General features: G+C 54.9%; 15 protein-coding genes. 13 read left to right on the top strand and 2 right to left on the bottom strand.

The genetic code is table 11. From position 1 onward, the window contains the following. Positions 1–2: 2 nt before the first annotated feature. Both B1H58_RS06125 and ugpQ read left to right on the top strand, forming a co-directional pair. Positions 3–1,076 carry a sn-glycerol-3-phosphate import ATP-binding protein UgpC gene (locus B1H58_RS06125; protein ID WP_085068648.1) on the top strand — a complete coding sequence of 358 codons (1,074 nt, stop codon included), beginning with the start codon at positions 3–5 and terminating at the stop codon, positions 1,074–1,076. Continuing rightward, a complete protein-coding gene (ugpQ, locus tag B1H58_RS06120; protein WP_085068647.1) occupies positions 1,073–1,810 on the top strand; it encodes a glycerophosphodiester phosphodiesterase in 738 nt (245 codons plus the stop codon). The genes B1H58_RS06125 and ugpQ overlap by 4 nt, the downstream gene beginning before the upstream one ends. A 3-nt stretch (positions 1,811–1,813) precedes the next feature. On the opposite strand, the gene B1H58_RS06115 is transcribed toward ugpQ, so the two are convergent. Next, complete coding sequence (locus B1H58_RS06115) at positions 1,814–2,110, bottom strand: DUF2756 domain-containing protein (RefSeq protein WP_085072240.1); 297 nt, start codon at positions 2,108–2,110, stop codon at positions 1,814–1,816. A gap of 202 nt (positions 2,111–2,312) precedes the next feature. Between B1H58_RS06115 and ggt the strand changes: the two genes are divergently transcribed. The 7 genes from ggt to gntU all read left to right on the top strand — a co-directional run bounded on the left by ggt (position 2,313) and on the right by gntU (position 9,747). Next, on the top strand, positions 2,313–4,061 hold the full coding sequence (ggt, locus tag B1H58_RS06110; RefSeq protein ID WP_085068645.1) for a gamma-glutamyltransferase: 1,749 nt from the start codon (positions 2,313–2,315) through the stop codon (positions 4,059–4,061). 519 nt (positions 4,062–4,580) lie between these two features. Continuing rightward, positions 4,581–5,117 carry a type IV secretion protein Rhs gene (locus B1H58_RS06105; RefSeq protein WP_085068643.1) on the top strand — a complete coding sequence of 179 codons (537 nt, stop codon included), beginning with the start codon at positions 4,581–4,583 and terminating at the stop codon, positions 5,115–5,117. A 2-nt stretch (positions 5,118–5,119) separates the two neighbouring features. Beyond that, positions 5,120–5,599, top strand: a complete 480-nt coding sequence (locus B1H58_RS06100) for a putative T6SS immunity periplasmic lipoprotein (RefSeq protein WP_085068641.1) — start codon at positions 5,120–5,122, stop codon at positions 5,597–5,599. Positions 5,600–5,875: 276 nt separating this feature from the next. Beyond that, a complete protein-coding gene (locus B1H58_RS06095; RefSeq protein ID WP_085068639.1) occupies positions 5,876–6,571 on the top strand; it encodes a pirin family protein in 696 nt (231 codons plus the stop codon). A gap of 154 nt (positions 6,572–6,725) precedes the next feature. Next, positions 6,726–7,721 (top strand): gluconate operon transcriptional repressor GntR, encoded by a 996-nt coding sequence (gene gntR / locus B1H58_RS06090; RefSeq protein WP_085068637.1) that lies wholly within the window; start codon positions 6,726–6,728, stop codon positions 7,719–7,721. A 139-nt stretch (positions 7,722–7,860) separates the two neighbouring features. Beyond that, on the top strand, positions 7,861–8,397 hold the full coding sequence (gntK, locus tag B1H58_RS06085) for a gluconokinase (RefSeq protein WP_085068635.1): 537 nt from the start codon (positions 7,861–7,863) through the stop codon (positions 8,395–8,397). 9 nt (positions 8,398–8,406) lie between these two features. Beyond that, a complete protein-coding gene (gntU, locus tag B1H58_RS06080; protein WP_085068633.1) occupies positions 8,407–9,747 on the top strand; it encodes a gluconate transporter in 1,341 nt (446 codons plus the stop codon). Between the two features lie 59 nt (positions 9,748–9,806). On the opposite strand, the gene B1H58_RS06075 is transcribed toward gntU, so the two are convergent. Then, entirely contained in the window at positions 9,807–10,400 is a 594-nt protein-coding gene (locus tag B1H58_RS06075; RefSeq protein ID WP_085068632.1) for a YhgN family NAAT transporter, read from the bottom strand. A 241-nt stretch (positions 10,401–10,641) separates the two neighbouring features. On the opposite strand from B1H58_RS06075, the gene asd reads away from it, so the two are divergent. The 4 genes from asd (at position 10,642) to glgC (ending at position 17,599) form a co-directional block, all read left to right on the top strand. Then, positions 10,642–11,748 (top strand): aspartate-semialdehyde dehydrogenase, encoded by a 1,107-nt coding sequence (asd, locus tag B1H58_RS06070; RefSeq protein ID WP_085068631.1) that lies wholly within the window; start codon positions 10,642–10,644, stop codon positions 11,746–11,748. Positions 11,749–12,127: 379 nt separating this feature from the next. Beyond that, a complete protein-coding gene (glgB, locus tag B1H58_RS06065) occupies positions 12,128–14,314 on the top strand; it encodes a 1,4-alpha-glucan branching enzyme (RefSeq protein WP_085068630.1) in 2,187 nt (728 codons plus the stop codon). Continuing rightward, on the top strand, positions 14,311–16,296 hold the full coding sequence (gene glgX / locus B1H58_RS06060; protein WP_085068629.1) for a glycogen debranching protein GlgX: 1,986 nt from the start codon (positions 14,311–14,313) through the stop codon (positions 16,294–16,296). The genes glgB and glgX overlap by 4 nt, the downstream gene beginning before the upstream one ends. 10 nt (positions 16,297–16,306) lie before the next feature. Next, positions 16,307–17,599: a glucose-1-phosphate adenylyltransferase gene (gene glgC / locus B1H58_RS06055; protein ID WP_085068627.1), complete on the top strand. Its 1,293-nt coding sequence runs from the start codon at positions 16,307–16,309 to the stop codon at positions 17,597–17,599. Positions 17,600–17,610: the final 11 nt, after the last annotated feature.

The following is a 17,610-nucleotide window of genomic DNA, read 5'->3' as shown; positions in this document are numbered from 1 at the left end:
CTATGGCAGCAGTAACCCTTCAGGCCGTTACCAAGTCTTATGACGGCAAGCAGCAAATTATTCAGCCGCTGGATGTGGTGATAGGCGACGGCGAATTTATGGTGATGGTAGGGCCTTCCGGCTGTGGTAAATCGACGCTGCTGCGTATGGTCGCCGGGCTGGAGCGCGTCACCAGCGGCGACATCTATATCAATACGCAGCGGGTCACGGAGCTGGAACCAAAAGATCGCGGCATTGCGATGGTTTTCCAGAACTATGCGCTCTATCCCCATATGACGGTTGAAGAGAACATGGCCTACGGCCTGAAAATTCGCGGCATGGGACGTGAACTGATCCGCCAGCGGGTGCTGGAAGCGGCACGCAGCCTGGAGCTGGATGCGCTGCTAAAAAGGCGACCGCGCGAGCTTTCTGGTGGTCAGCGTCAGCGCGTGGCGATGGGACGCGCAATTGTGCGCGAACCGGCGGTGTTTCTGTTTGACGAGCCGCTCTCTAACCTGGATGCGCGGCTGCGCGTTCAGATGCGCCTGGAACTGCAGCTGTTGCATCGTCGGCTACGCACCACCAGCCTGTATGTCACCCACGACCAGGTGGAAGCGATGACGCTGGCGGAACGCGTGATGGTGATGAATAAAGGCGTTGTCGAACAGGTCGGCACGCCGGTTGAGGTTTATGAGCGTCCGGCAACGCGCTTTGTCGCCAGCTTTATCGGCTCGCCAGCGATGAACCTGCTGGAAGGCAGCTTCAGTCGCGACGGCAATGCGTTTGTGCTGGGCGATAATCTGGCGCTGCCGCTGGCCGTGGCGAAAACCCAGTGGGCGAATCAGGCGGCGACGCTGGGCATTCGTCCGGAACATATCAGGCTCAGCAGTCGCGAGGCGGGCGGTATTCCGCTGGTTGTCGAAACGCTGGAGATCCTTGGCGCAGATAATCTGGCGCACGGAAAGTGGGGCGAACAGCGCCTTGTGGTACGCTTGCCGCATCTTGAGCGTCCCGCACCAGGCAGCACCCTATGGCTGCATCTGCCTGTGGAGGCGCTGCACTTTTTTTCAGCTAAACAGGGAGCGCGTCTGGAATGAATAAAGAGTGGCCTTATCCTCGTATTGTTGCCCATCGCGGCGGCGGCAAGCTGGCACCGGAAAACACGCTGGCGGCAATTGATACTGGTGCGCGTTACGGTCATACCATGATTGAGTTTGATGCCAAACTGTCGCGCGATGAGCATATTTTCCTGCTGCATGACGATACGCTCGATCGCACCAGCAACGGCTGGGGCATCGCGGGTGAGATGCCGTGGCATCAGCTGGCTCAGTTGGATGCCGGCGGCTGGTTTAGCTCAGCTTTTAGCAACGAGCGCCTGCCGCTACTGGAGGCCGTTGCGGCGCGTTGCCGCCAGCATCATCTGATGGCGAATATTGAAATCAAGCCTACCACCGGTTATGAGGCGCAGACCGGAAAAGCGATCGCGCTGGCGGCGCGTGAGCTGTGGCAGGGGGAAACCGCGCCACTGCTTTCGTCATTTTCGGTGGTGGCGCTGGAGGCAGCGAGGCAGGCCGCGCCGGAACTGCCGCGTGGACTGCTGCTGGACGAATGGCATGAAGATTGGCAGGCAATGACCCGGGCGCTGGATTGTGTCTCTGTTCACCTGAATCATCGTTTGCTGGATGCGGAGCGTACTGCCGCGATTAAACAGGCCGGGCTGAGAATTCTGGTTTATACCGTGAATCAACCCGAACGTGCGCGGACGCTGCTGGAGTGGGGCGTAGATGCGATCTGTACCGATCGCATCGATATTATTGGCCCCGATTTTTAAATATTACTGCGTGTTATTTTGATAAACCGGCGGCGGAGTATTGCTGCCGGGCTGCGACTGTAAAACGCGCTGCTGCGTGCTGTTCCGCTGTTCTTGCATGCGACGCTGCATTTGCTGTGTCTGCTGCTGCTGATCCATACGTAACTTGTTTTGCTGCTGCGTTTGACGCGTTTGCATCTGGGTTTGCAGACGCTGCTGGCTTGGGTTGTAACCCGGCTGGTTAGGGTTGTTGTTGTTCAGCGTATTCGCCATGCCGCTTAGCGGCAGCAGAGCGATAAAAATCATCAGTAGTTTTTTCACTTGCTGTTCTCCTTCATTAGCAACGCGGCGGAGACGACGCCAGAGCGGCATCGCTGTGTGTTGCCCAGTCTAAGTTTAACTCACCTTCCGCGATCGGCCTGTCACTGAATGCTAATTTGCGTTAAGGCTCGCTTTTTGTGCTTATTTTGTGCAAGTTTAAGAAAAGTAAACACAATGTAAACACAACAACAAAGGTGATGATATGCAGAAAAAAGTAAAGGGATGGCGGCTCACCGCTGCGTTGCTGACGCTGCTTTGGGGCGGATCGGTGCTGGCGCTGGTACAAAATGCCCCACCGGTTTCCTATGGTATCGAAGCGGATACCTTCCATCCGGTTCGGGCGAAGCAGGGGATGGTAGCGTCAGTGGATGAGACCGCCACGCAAATTGGCGTGGATATTTTGCGTCAGGGCGGCAATGCGGTGGATGCCGCCGTGGCGGTGGGTTTTGCGCTGGCGGTAACCCATCCGCAGGCGGGCAACCTGGGCGGCGGGGGCTTTATGCTGCTGCGCACCGCTTCTGGCCGTACCACGGCTATCGATTTTCGTGAAGTGGCACCCGCTCGTGCCAGCCGGGATATGTTTCTGGATAAACAGGGTAATGCGGACAGTAAACTTTCCCTGACCTCACCGCTGGCTTCCGGTACGCCCGGCACGGTGGCGGGCTTTGCGCTGGCGGCCCAAAAGTACGGTACGCTGCCGCTAAGCCAGCTGGTACAGCCCGCCGTTGAGCTGGCGCGCAAGGGCATCATTGTGAACGATGCGCTGGCTGACGATCTGAATAGTTATGGCAAAGAGGTGCTGCTGTCGCATGAAAACAGCAAAGCTATTTTCTTTAAGCCGGACGGCACGCCTTACCAGAAAGGCGAACGTCTGGTGCAGGCGAATCTGGCACACAGCCTGTCGCTGATTGCACAACAGGGCGCGGACGCCTTCTACAAAGGGGAGATTGCCGATCAGATCGCCGCAGAGATGGCGCAGCACGGCGGACTGATTAGCAAAGCGGATTTAGCCAGCTACCGCGCCGTAGAGCGCCAGCCGATTAGCGGCAGCTATCGCGGCTATCAGGTCTTCTCCATGCCGCCGCCCTCTTCCGGCGGTATCCATATTGTGCAGATCCTGAATATCCTGGAAAACTTCGATTTGGCAAAAATGGGCTTCGGCAGCGCCGACGCGATGCAGGTAATGGCTGAAGCAGAGAAATATGCCTACGCCGACCGCTCGGAATATCTGGGCGATCCCGATTTTGTTAAGGTGCCGTGGCAGGCGCTCACCAGCAAAGCCTATGCGAAATCGCTGGCGCAGCAGATTGATATCGCCAAAGCGCGGCCTTCAACAGAGATCAAGCCGGGCAAACTGGCGCCGTATGAGAGCAACCAGACCACGCACTTTTCGGTGGTGGATAAGCAGGGCAATGCGGTCGCGGTGACCTATACGCTGAATACTAATTTCGGCAGCGGTATCGTGGCAGGCAAAAGCGGTATTCTGCTGAACAATGAGATGGATGACTTTTCCGCTCGTCCGGGCACGCCAAACGTTTATGGCCTGGTCGGCGGAGAAGCCAACGCCGTTCAGCCAGGCAAGCGTCCGTTGTCATCAATGTCGCCAACTATTGTGGCGAAAGATGGCAAAACCTGGCTGGTTACCGGCAGTCCGGGCGGCAGCCGCATTATCACAACCGTGCTGCAAATGGTGGTTAACAGCATCGATTTTGGGATGAACGTGGCTGAAGCCACCAATGCGCCGCGATTCCATCATCAGTGGCTGCCGGATCAGCTACGCGTTGAGAAAGGTTTCAGCCCGGATACGCTCAAATTGCTGAGCGCGAAAGCACAGAACGTCGAAGTAATGCCAGCGATGGGCAGTACGCAAAGCATTATGATCGGGCCTGACGGCATGCTGTACGGCGCGTCCGATCCGCGTACGGTCGATGACTTAACGGCAGGGTATTAATGGTACGCCGTGTCGAAAGCTGAATTTCGGCACGGCGTAACGTACAACAATATTGCTCATATTATCCCTCCGTTATCTGGCTGTTTTATCTATTACATTCACGTAGTTGCGTTAAAAAATAAATAAAATTAATCGCCTTTTTAGTGGAACCTTTGATTGTAAAAAAATGAGGCAGGGGTCGAATAACAGAAAATATATATTGATCTTGTGTGTTAAAATCGTTATTGGTTTTTCTGGATGCATGAAATAAATTTTAAAAGTCAAATTTCAGATTAATTAAGGCAACGAGTAATGGTTCATGCCAATTAACCGCATTTCGATATTTTTTTGTGTTGTAACCTATTGAAATTAAATGAATAAAATAAAATTCACCTGAATGTTTATTTGCTATTAATTAACCGGGCGCTAAAGGATGTTATTAACACTTTAAGAAAATAACATTCCCATTAGATTGAATTATTTAAATCATAATCATTCACGTTATATATTTCATTAACTGCAAAGTATGGACAACCGCTAATGAAAAATGGAAAGCAAGGAAGCTTACGCCTGATGACACCGGGCGAAATCAACATGGCTAAAACAATATTTGGTAATGCGATTATTTACTCTCGAGTTTGGATCCACTATGACAGCTACTTTCCTTTTGGCCTGCAGAGCCAAAATGTAGCGATGGCGCCCAACGGGGAGATATACATGCGTGACTATCTCTATGCGCATGACTTCTCAGCGATTTCCGACATTGGTAAACAGCATACGTTTATCCATGAGCTGACCCATGTCTGGCAATATCAGAAAGGGATGTGGGTCAGAACCCGCGGACTTTTTAGCTGGGCAGCCAGTTATCATTATGATTTTAATGAAAATAAATATTTACATGATTACACTATGGAACAGCAAGCGCAGATAGTGGCTGATTATTTTTTGCTTTATCGATATGGCTATGGCCTGTGGCTTAAGTTACTTCCATCTGTTGGGACTTTTACAGGTAAAGCTCACCCAAACATCAAAGCGGATTATGAGCGTGTGTTAACCCATTTTCTCAGGCAGAGATAATCATGCGAAAATTACTCTTTATAGCAGCCGCCTTGCTGCTAAGCGGCTGCCCTGGTCCGGGCGACTATTACCATCCTGACTATCCTGCTCAAGTGACGATTAAAGATAATAAACCATGTGTAACCGTACAGCCGGAGGGAGACGAGGAGGTTTACGCTATACACATCTATGAAATGGCAGGCATGGCCCGTGAAAAGCTTTTTATACCTAAGTCTTACACTGTTCGTGCAGATGAGTGTCTGGATATCGCCGCTTACCCGTTTCGGCTTGATACTGCTTATGTATTTTCGGTTGTTCTGAGTTCAGAAAAGAAATTCAAAAAGAAGCGTTTTCCCTGGGGCAGAGGCTTTGTTACCCGCTTCCGTCTGTCTGAGGGCGCACACGGATTGCAGGTCGAAGAAGTTGAGCCGGAGCCGCCAAACTGGAATCTGCCTGCGAGATCGTCAGATGAGTTCGGGCTCATCTCACCAGAGCAGCAATAAAAAAGCTTTACAGATACGAATGATAATGATTATTATTGCCATGCACTCCAGCGAGACCGGTATCGGACTCCCTGCGAAAGCACGACATTGCTCACATTGCTTCCAGTATTTTTTTAGCCAGCCATAAGCTGGCTTTTTTTTGCCCTGCATTTGCCAAAGTGCTTAAGCTTCTTCGCATACCCATTCATTTTTTTTGAACAGAGGCGTGAAGTTTTTCAGCTATCATTCCATCCGCTCCGGCCCCAGACTAGAAAAAAACGTTGAGGAGCATTGAACATGATTTATTTACGCAAAGCTGAAGAGCGCGGACATGCTAACCACGGCTGGCTGGACAGCTGGCACACTTTTTCATTCGCCAGTTACTACGATGCCAATTTCATGGGCTTCTCGGCGCTGCGGGTAATTAACGAAGATGTTATTGCTGGCGGTCAGGGATTTGGTACGCATCCCCATAAAGATATGGAAATCCTGACTTACGTGCTCTCCGGCACCGTAGAGCATCAGGACAGCATGGGTAATAAAGAGCAGATCCCGGCGGGCGAGTTCCAGATTATGAGCGCCGGTACCGGCGTGCGTCATTCTGAATATAACGCCAGCAGCAGCGAGCCGCTGCATCTGTATCAGATCTGGATTATCCCGGAAAGCACCGGTATTGAACCGCGCTACGACCAGCGACGCTTTGCCGATGTCACGGGGCGGCAGCTGATACTTTCACCGGATGCCCGTGAGGGTTCGCTGAAGGTCTATCAGGATATGACGCTGTCGCGTTGGGTACTGAAAGCGGGTGAAAGCGACACCATTGCGCTGGATCCGTCACGCCGCATCTGGATCCAGGTGGTAAAAGGCGAGGTGAAGGTCAATGACCAACCGATCGCCACCAGCGACGCGCTGGCAATCTGGGAAGAGAGCGCGCTGATGCTACAGGCGAGCAGCGACGCAGAGATCCTGCTGTTCGATCTGCCCCCGGTTTAAGCCTCCCAGGCCGCTGTCGCAACCCGACGGCGGCTTTTTCTGTTTGTAATTTATCAATACGCGATAAGTGTCCGATAAGGCGCGTTTTCCCCGCTCGTTACTGCCGCGCTTTTTTTGTAAACTCACACCATCTCCCTCTGGCCTGCGAATAATAATGAAAAAGAAAAGACCCGTGCTTCAGGATGTTGCCGATCGTGTTGGCGTGACAAAAATGACCGTCAGCCGCTACCTCCGTAATCCGCAGCAGGTCTCCGCTGCGTTGGGCGCGCAAATTGCTGTGGTGCTGGATGAGCTGGGCTACATTCCCAACCGCGCCCCCGATATGCTTTCTAACGCCACCAGCCGTGCAATTGGCGTGCTGCTGCCTTCATTAACTAACCAGGTATTCGCCGATGTGCTGCGCGGCATTGAAAGCGTAACCGATGCGGCAGGTTATCAGACGCTGGTCGGCCACTTCGGTTATAACCCGGAAAAAGAAGAGCTACAGCTGCGTTCGCTGCTGGGCTGGAACATTGACGGGCTAATCCTTACCGAACGTACCCATACGCCAGCCAGCCTGCGCATGATTGAAACCGCCGGGATCCCGGTGATTGAAATGATGGACAGCGTTTCACCCTGCCTGGATATGGCAGTGGGCTTTGATAACGTTGAGGCGGCGCGGCAAATGACCCAGGCGATCCTGGCGAAAGGGCATCGACATACCGTCTATCTGGGCGCACGGCTGGATGAGCGCACGTTGCAAAAACAACGGGGCTATGAACTGGCAATGCGTGAGGCGGAGCTGGAACCGCGTAGCGTCATGATGGAAGAAGCCTCTTCTTTTAGCGCGGGCGCGATGCTGCTGTGTGAGGCGCGGCGGCGTTACCCGCAAACCGACAGCCTGTTCTGCACCAATGACGATTTGGCGATAGGTGCTATGTTTGAATGTCAGCGTCAGGGATTGCGCGTGCCGCAGCAAATGGCAATTGCCGGCTTTCACGGGCATGACATTGCGCATGTGGTGACGCCACGCCTGGCAACCGTGCTGACGCCGCGCGATCGTATGGGGCGTGAAGCCGCCGCGCTGTTGTTAGCGCGTATTGGCGGTGAAAGCCGCGAACATCAGCCTGTCGATGTGGGATTTGAGATCCAGGAAGGGGAGAGCATCTGAATCTGCGCTTTTTTTGAACTCGCTCACAATTCCAGGCTTTTCCTGCCAGACAGGTTGCGCTGATGAACGCACGTACTGAGAATGGGGATGGCAATGTTATCGGTAACATTGCTATCTTCATCTGCCGGAGCTAACAATAATGCAAAATCAGTCGCCGTCACATCACGTATTCATTTTGATGGGCGTATCAGGCAGCGGCAAATCTGCCGTTGCTTATGAAGTCTCGCACCAGCTGAAAACCGCGTTTCTCGACGGCGATTTTCTGCATCCCCGCGCGAATATTGAAAAAATGGCGGAAGGCCATCCGCTGAACGATGACGATCGTCGTCCCTGGCTAAAGGCGGTTAACGATGCGGCATTTGCAATGCAGCGTACTCAGGCCGTTTCGATCATCGTCTGCTCTGCCCTGAAAAAAAGCTATCGCGATATCCTGCGTCAGGGGAATAACAACCTCTCCTTTATCTATCTGAAAGGTGAGTTTGCCACCATTGAAAGCCGCCTGAAGGCGCGCAAAGGCCATTTCTTTAAGCCGCAAATGCTGGTCTCCCAGTTCGATACGCTGGAAGAGCCAGACGCCGATGAAAGCGATGTGCTGGTGGTGGATATCAATCACCCCCTGCCGGATGTCGTTGCCGCCACCATCGCGACCATTGAGGGTGCGATCAAAAAGGATTAGTTGTTTCTGATGAGTACCGCAACCCTGGTTTTAACCGCAGCAGGTTCGGTTGTTCTGCTGCTGTTTCTGGTGATGAAGGCGCGTATGCACGCCTTTGTCGCCCTGATATTAGTCTCTTTTGGCGCTGGCCTGTTTTCCGGGATGCCGCTGGATAAAATTGCCGAAACCATGGAAAAAGGCATGGGCGGTACGCTCGGCTTTCTCGCCGTGGTGGTAGCGCTGGGCGCTATGTTTGGCAAAATCCTGCATGAAACCGGCGCGGTCGATCAAATCGCTATTCGCATGTTGAAATCATTTGGCGAAAGCCGGGCGCATTATGCGATGGGGATAGCGGGCTTGATTTGCGCGCTGCCGCTGTTTTTTGAAGTGGCGGTGGTGCTGTTGATCAGCATCGCTTTCGCCGTGGCCAGACGCACCGGCGATAACCTCGTCAGGCTGGTGATCCCGCTGTTTGCCGGCGTAGCGGCGGCGGCGGCGTTTCTGCTGCCGGGTCCGGCACCGATGCTGCTGGCGTCGCAGATGCATGTTGATTTCGGCTGGATGATCCTGCTGGGGCTATGCGCGGCGCTGCCCGGTATGCTGATCGCCGGTCCGCTGTTTGGCAACTTTATCAGCCGCCATGTCAGCTTTAACGTGCCGGAAGACGTGGCGCAGCCGGAAGTGGAAGCGCATAAGCTGCCCTCCTTTGGCTTCAGCCTGTCGCTGATCCTTTTCCCACTGGTGTTGGTGGGGCTGAAAACCATCGGTGCGCGCTTTACTTCTGAAGGTTCACGCCTGTATGAGTGGCTGGAGTTTATTGGCCATCCGTTTACCGCAATTCTGCTGGCGCTGCTGCTGGCGATTTATGGCCTGGCCTGGCGGCAGGGGATGGATAAAGAAAAAGTGATGCAGGTTTGCGGCAGTGCGCTGCAGCCAGCGGGCATTATTCTGCTGGTAATCGGCGCGGGCGGCGTGTTTAAGCAGGTGCTGGTAGATTCCGGCGTTGGCCCGGCGCTGGGCAATGCCTTAACCGGCGCGGGCCTGCCGATTGCGCTGGCCTGCTTTATCCTTGCGGCCGCGGTGCGCATTATTCAGGGCTCGGCGACGGTAGCCTGTTTAACGGCCGTAGGGCTGGTGATGCCGGTGATTGAGCCGCTGCACTACAACGGCGCGCAAATGGCGGCGCTGTCGCTGTGCATCGCTGGCGGTTCGATTGTGGTCAGCCATGTCAACGACGCGGGCTTCTGGCTGTTTGGCCGCTTTACCGGCGCAACCGAGGCGCAAACGCTAAAGACCTGGACGCTGATGGAAACCATTCTGGGCACCACCGGCGCCATTGTCGGCATGATCGCTTTTCAGCTGCTCTCCTGATCGTTACGGGCGGATACCCGATATCCGCCCGCTTCTGACGCCCTTTATCGCCCGCCAGACTAAATCTTCAGATAGGCGCGAATGCCATCAAGGAACATCTGCGTCGCCAGCATAATCAAAATCAGCCCCATCAGACGCTCCAGCGCATTGACGCCCTTGTCGCCCAGCAGCCGCAGAAACAGGCCGGAAAGCAACAGAATCACCACCGTAATGCCCCACGCGCACAGCAGCGCGCCGACCAGATAACCCATCTGATGCGGATACTGGTGCGAAAGCAGCATCAGCGTTGCCAGCAGCGAAGGCCCGGCTACCAGCGGGATCGCCAGCGGTACCAGAAAAGGTTCTTCACCGACCGGCAGGCCGGTACTGCTGCTTTCCGGCGACGGGAAGATCATTTTGATGGCGATCAGAAACAGAATAATGCCGCCGGAGATCGAGACCGTTTCAGTACGCAGGTTAAGAAACGCCAGAATTCTTTCGCCAGCAAATAAAAAAAGCAGCATCAGCGCCAGCGCAATCAGCATTTCGCGGATCAAAACGATACGCCGCCGTTTCGGCTCCAGATGCTTTAAAACCGACATAAATATCGGCAAATTGCCGAGAGGATCCATAATCAACAACAATAATATGGTCGCGGAGATCATTTCAGTCATTTATTTTGCTCTTTACTTTTAATTCAGCAGCGCCGTTATTAGCAATGCTGTTGAAAAGATTAACGCAATCGAATTAATTCACTTGCCAGCAGAGCTGCATTTTGTAGAGTTGAGGGTCACAGGTAAACCCATTTTCTCTGGCAGGCTTCGCTTTCTGGCGAGCCGGTATTTTTACTCTTCAGACAGTCAGGCGCTATCCTGGTGACGCAGTCATCAGCCGGAAGCCTGTAGCAGGTGTTTAATGAAAAATGTAGGTCTTATTGGTTGGCGCGGTATGGTCGGCTCAGTGCTGATGCAGCGCATGAGCGAAGAGCGTGATTTTGACGTAATTCGTCCGTTTTTTTTCTCAACCTCACAGCACGGGCAGGCTGCACCGACGGTGGGCGCTCACAGCGGTACGCTGCAGGATGCGTATGATATTGAGGCGCTGCGCGCGCTGGATATTATCATCACCTGCCAGGGCGGCGATTATACCGGTGAGATCTACCCGAAGCTGCGCGCCAGCGGCTGGCAGGGGTACTGGATTGACGCGGCCTCCACGCTGCGCATGAAGGACGACGCCATCATTATCCTCGACCCGGTTAACCAGCAGGTCATCCGCGAAGGGCTGGATAAAGGCATCAAAACTTTTGTCGGCGGCAACTGCACCGTGAGCCTGATGCTGATGTCTCTGGGTGGTCTGTTTGCGCACAATCTGATTGAATGGGCTTCCGTCGCTACCTATCAGGCGGCCTCCGGCGGCGGTGCGCGTCATATGCGTGAGCTGTTGACGCAGATGGGGATGTTGCACGATCACGTTGCGCCAGAGCTGCAAAATCCGGCGTCGGCGATTCTGGACATCGAACGTAAAGTCACCGAATTTACCCGTTCCGGCACGCTGCCGGTGGATAATTTCGGCGTGCCGCTGGCAGGCAGCCTGATTCCGTGGATTGATAAGCAGCTGGAAAACGGCCAGAGCCGCGAAGAGTGGAAAGGCCAGGCGGAGACCAACAAGATCCTGGGTACGCAGCAAACTATCCCGGTTGATGGCCTGTGCGTACGCGTTGGCGCGCTGCGCTGCCACAGCCAGGCTTTCACGCTGAAGCTGAAACAGGATGTGCCGCTGGCGGAAATTGAACAGCTGCTGGCATCGCATAACGAGTGGGTGAAAGTGGTGCCCAACGACCGTGAGCTGACAATGCGTGAACTGACGCCTGCGGCGGTAACCGGTACGCTGACCACGCCGGTGGGGCGTTTGCGTAAGCTGAATATGGGGCCGGAATATCTTTCCGCCTTTACCGTTGGCGATCAGCTGCTGTGGGGCGCTGCCGAGCCGCTGCGTCGCATGCTGCGTTTGCTGGTAGATTAATCGGCTCTTGCCCCATTCTACGACCGAATGGGGCAAGAGGCTAACGTTCCGTCCTTAATCCGAAATTTCACACTCTCTTCCTTTCCCTGTCTTTTCATCAGGCTGGCGCAAAAATTAACCGCTGGGTGATCCGTATCCTCTTTTTTAGCATTGTGCTAATTATTTTATACAAAGTTCGCAGGCTTATTGTTGGCCTTGTCTATGCTTAGCAGGACTGTTTTGTTTTTCTGCTTTGAAGATTAAAAGTTGATGCGCGCGGCAATGCTTTTTCCAGGGAAAGGTGCGGCTCTGCCAGCGTGCGCATGGCTCATTGAAGAGTAGTCAGGCTAACGTCCTTAAACGTAACGTTTCGGCTACCATACATCACAGGAAGAAAGTCATGTCAGAGCTCCCGGATCGCCAGGCGATCAATGCGATTATTGAAGGTCACTACGCTGACCCGTTTTCACTGTTGGGAATGCATCAGACCAGTAACGGACTTGAGGTGCGGGCGCTGTTGCCTGACGCCTCAGAAGTGTGGGTGATTGAAACCAGCACCGGGCGTAAATGCGCTCAGTTGAAATGTCTCGACTCACGCGGCTTTTTTAACGGTGTTATCCCCCGTCGTAAAAACCCGTTTCGCTATCAGCTTGCCGTCACCTGGCATGGCGAGCAGAACCTGATTGACGATGCCTATCGCTTCGGCCCGCTGCTGCAAGAGCTGGACAGCTGGCTGCTGGCGGAAGGCACCCATTTACGCCCCTACGAAACGCTGGGCGCGCATGCCGACGTGATTGACGGTATTAGCGGCACCCGCTTCTCGGTTTGGGCGCCTAACGCTCGCCGTGTCTCGGTGGTGGGTGATTTTAACTATTGGGATGGCCGCCGCCATCCGATGCGCTTCCGTCAGGAAATCGGCATTTGGGAGCTGTTTGTGCCGGCAGCACGCACCGGACAGCTCTATAAGTTTGAAATTATTGATAATAAAGGGCAGCTGCGTCTGAAATCGGACCCGTTTGCTTTTGAATCGCAAATGCGCCCTGACAGCGCCTCGGTAATCTGCGGGCTACCGGAAAAGGTGGTTATGCGCGAGGACCGCAAAGCGGCCAACGCCTTTGACGCGCCGATTTCCATCTATGAAGTGCACCTCGGCTCCTGGCGTCGTCACACCGATAACAATTTCTGGCTGAGTTACAAAGAGCTGGAAGAGCAGCTGATCCCCTACGTTAAAGAGATGGGCTTTACCCATATTGAACTGATGCCGATTAACGAGCATCCGTTTGACGGTAGCTGGGGCTATCAGCCGGTGGGGATGTATGCGCCGACCCGACGTTTCGGCACGCGTGATGAGTTCCGCCATTTTGTCGCTGCTGCGCACGCTGCCGGCCTGAATGTGATCCTTGACTGGGTGCCCGGCCACTTCCCTTCCGATGACTTCGGCCTGGCGCAGTTTGACGGCACCGCGCTGTATGAGCATGAAGATCCGCGCGAAGGGTTTCATCAGGACTGGAACACGCTGATCTATAACTACGGACGACGTGAAGTCAGTAACTATCTTGCCGGTAACGCGCTCTACTGGGTAGAACGCTTTGGCATCGATAGCCTGCGCGTGGATGCGGTGGCGTCAATGATCTACCGCGACTATAGCCGTCCGCAGGGCGAATGGGTGCCGAACCACTTTGGCGGGCGTGAGAATCTCGAAGCGATCGATTTTATCCGCTACACCAACCGGATGCTGGGCAACACCGCACCGGGCGCGGTCACCATCGCTGAAGAATCCACCGATTTTCACGGCGTATCACGTCCGCCGGAAACCGGCGGTCTGGGCTTCTGGTACAAATGGAACCTGGGCTGGATGCACGACACGCTGGATTACATGAAGCACGACCCGATTTACCGCAGTCATCACCATCACCTGATGACATTCGGCATGTTGTACAACTACACCGAAAACTTTGTGCTGCCGCTTTCGCACGATGAAGTGGTACACGGCAAGCGTTCGATCCTCGATCGCATGCCGGGCGATACCTGGCAGAAATTTGCCAACCTGCGCGCCTATTACGGCTGGATGTGGGCTTTCCCTGGCAAAAAGCTGCTGTTTATGGGAGGCGAGTTCGCGCAGGGACGTGAGTGGAATCATGACGCCAGCCTTGACTGGCACCTGCTGGAAGGCGAAGACAACTGGCACCACGGCGTACAGCGCCTGGTACGCGATCTTAACTTTACCTATCGGCATCATGCGCCCATGCACCAGTGCGATTTCGAGGGTAACGGCTTTGAATGGCTGGTGGTGGATGATTACGAAAACTCGGTATTTATTTTTGCGCGCCGCGATCGTGACGGTAACGAAATCATCGTTGCCAGTAACTTTACGCCGGTGCCGCGCTACAACTACCGGTTCGGTATTAACCAGCCCGGCGCCTGGCGCGAAATCATGAATACCGACTCTGTTCATTACCACGGCAGCAATACCGGCAACGGCGGCGTGGTGTGGAGCGATCCGCTACCCAGCCACAACCGTGAGCATTCGCTGATGCTGACATTACCGCCGCTGGCGACGATTTGGCTGGTTCGGGAGGCGGAATGAGTCATTTGCGTACGGGTAATCCTGCTCCCCCCGGCGCAACCTGGGATGGTAACGGGGTTAACTTCACGCTGTTCTCTCAACACGCTCAACGCGTGGAGCTTTGCCTGTTCGATGAAAAGGAGCAGGAAGTACGCTATGACTTGCCGTCACGCACCAATAACATCTGGTATGGCTACGTACCCGATCTCCAGCCGGGCCAGCGCTACGGCTACCGGGTACATGGTCCCTGGGCACCGGAGCAGGGGCATCGCTTCAATCCGGCTAAGCTGTTAGTTGATCCTTGCGCCCGCGCCGTTGAGGGCAAGGTGGTGGACAGCCCGCTGTTTAACGGTGGCGAATGGCAGCGCGATGAGCAGGATAATGCAGCGATTGCGCCGAAAAGCGTGGTGGTTGCGGAAGCCTTTAACTGGGGTGATGACGCCGCGCCGCGTGTGCCCTGGGGCAATACGGTGATCTATGAAGCGCATGTGCGTGGATTAACCCAGCGGCATCCGGAAATTCCGGAAACGCAGCGTGGTACTTACGCTGCGCTGGGGCATCCTGCTATTGTCAATTATCTCAAACAGCTCGGTATCACCACGCTGGAACTCCAGCCGGTGGCGCAGTTTGCCGATGAGCCACGCCTGCAGCAGCTGGGATTGCGTAACTACTGGGGCTACAACCCTTATGCGCTCTGGTCAGTGGAACCGCGTTACGCCTCCGGCGTTGGCGGCCTGAGCCCGCTACAGGAGTTTCAGCAGGCAGTGAAAACGCTGCATGCGGCGGGCATTGAGGTGGTGCTGGATATCGTGCTGAATCATACCGCCGAGCTGGAAGAGATCGGTCCGACGCTTTCAATGCGCGGTATCGACAACGCCAGCTACTACTGGTTAACCGATGACGGCCATTATCACAACTGGACCGGCTGCGGTAACACGCTCAATTTCCGCCATCCGCAGGTAGTGAACTGGGCGCTCGACTGCTTGCGTTACTGGGTTACGGTGTGCCATGTCGATGGCTTCCGCTTCGATCTGGCTCCGGTGCTGGGAAGAACGCCCGATTTTCGTGCCGATGCGCCTTTCTTCACGGCGCTAAAAGCCTGTCCGATTCTTTCTCAAGTGAAGCTGATCGCCGAACCGTGGGATATCGGGCCGAACGGCTATCAGGTGGGCAGTTTTCCGTCGCCGTTTGCTGACTGGAACGATCGCTTCCGTGACGATATGCGCCGCTACTGGCTGCTTGGCGGGGTGACCACCGCCGACTTTGCGCGCCGTTTCGCCGCATCCAGCGACGCCTTCCAGCATAGCGACCGCCTGCCATCCGCCACGGTGAACCTGATCGCCGCCCATGACGGTTTTACCCTGCGCGATCTGCTGAGCTTCACGCGTAAACGCAATGAGGCCAACGGCGAAGATAACCGTGACGGACATAACGGCAACTTTAGCCATAATCACGGCAGCGAAGGGCTAACGGTCTCGCTTAACGTGCTGGAGCGCCGCCGTCGCAGCGCGCACGCCTTGCTGACTTCACTGCTGCTGGCGCAGGGCACGCCGATGTTGCTGGCCGGTGATGAACATGGGCATACCCAGCACGGCAACAATAACGCTTACTGTCAGGATAACGAACTCACCTGGCTCGACTGGGAAAACCAGGATGAAGGGCTGTACGCCTTTACCGCCGCGCTGATTCATTTGCGCCAGCAGATCCCTGCGTTGACGCAGGATCGCTGGTGGAGGGAAGGTGATGGCAATGTTCAGTGGCTAAACAGTCAGGGAGAGCCGCTGGATGAGCAACAGTGGGAGCGGGATGAGCATAAACTGCAAATCCTGCTGTCCGGACGCTGGTTGATCACGATTAATGCCACGCAAGACGTAAGCGAATTATTTCTACCAGATGGAGAGTGGCGCGCGGTTCCTCCTTTTGCCGGGGAAGATAATCCTGTTCCGTCCACTGTCTGGCATGGGCCTGCGCACGGCGCGTGTGTGTTCCAGAAGCAAGTATAAGGAGTCAGACATGGTCAAGTTAGAACGTACCGATCACCTGATGCTGGCGAGACAGCTGCCAACGCAAACTGTGGCCCTCATTCTTGCAGGCGGACGCGGTACGCGCCTGAGAGATTTGACCGCGACGCGCGCGAAACCTGCGGTGCATTTTGGCGGCAAATTTCGCATTATCGATTTTGCCCTGTCGAACTGCATCAACTCCGGCATCCGGCGCATTGGGGTGATTACGCAGTATCAGTCCCACTCGCTGGTGCAGCATATTCAACGCGGCTGGTCTTTCTTCAATGAAGAGATGAACGAGTTTGTTGACCTGCTGCCGGCTCAGCAGCGTTTTAGCACCGAGCACTGGTATCGCGGCACCGCCGATGCGGTAACCCAAAACCTGGATATTATTCGCCGCTACGATGCGCAATATATCGTGATCCTGGCGGGCGACCATATCTACAAAATGGATTATTCGCGCATGCTGCTTGACCATGTCGATAACAATGCGCGTTGCACTATCGCCTGCCTGCCGGTGCCGCTGCATGAGGCCACCGCATTCGGCGTTATGGCGGTAAACGAGCAAAATCGCGTAGTGGATTTCGTGGAAAAACCGGCGCAGCCACCCTGTATGCCTGGCGATGACAGCAAAGCGCTGGCCAGCATGGGTATCTACGTTTTTAACGCCGACTACCTTTACCAGCTACTGGAAGAAGACCTGGAGATCCCAGGTTCCAGCCATGACTTCGGTAAAGACCTGCTGCCGAAAATTGTCGCCAGCGGCGAAGCGCTGGCGCACTCCTTTACCCTCTCCTGCGTGCAAAACGATGATGAGGCAGTGCCCTACTGGCGTGATGTGGGAACGCTGGAAGCCTACTGGCGCGCCAATCTCGATCTTGCTTCCGTAACGCCGGAGCTGGATATGTATGACCATGAATGGCCGATTCACACCTATATGGAGCCTCTGCCGCCGGCTAAGTTTGTTCAGGATCGCTCCGGCAGTCATGGCATGACCATGAACTCGCTGGTTTCTGGCGGCTGCATTATCTCTGGTTCGGTGGTGGTTCATTCTGTGCTGTTCTCACGCGTACGCGTGAACTCATTTTGCAATATTGATTCTGCAGTGCTGCTACCTGACGTGGTGATTGGACGCTCATGTCGTCTGCGCCGCTGCGTCATCGATCGCGCCTGCGTTATTCCAGAAGGCATGGTAATCGGCGAAAACCCTGATGAAGACAGCCGCCGTTTTTACCGTTCCGAAGAGGGCATCGTGCTGGTAACGCGCGAAATGCTGGCCAGGCTGGCCGTCACTTCCGCCTGACCGGCAAAACA

It is taken from the genome of Pantoea alhagi, assembly GCF_002101395.1.
In the GTDB taxonomy this organism is placed as follows: Bacteria; Pseudomonadota; Gammaproteobacteria; order Enterobacterales; family Enterobacteriaceae; genus Mixta; species Mixta alhagi.
Note: the sequence above shows the minus strand (reverse complement) of the source record. Positions and strands in the feature narration are given on the sequence as shown.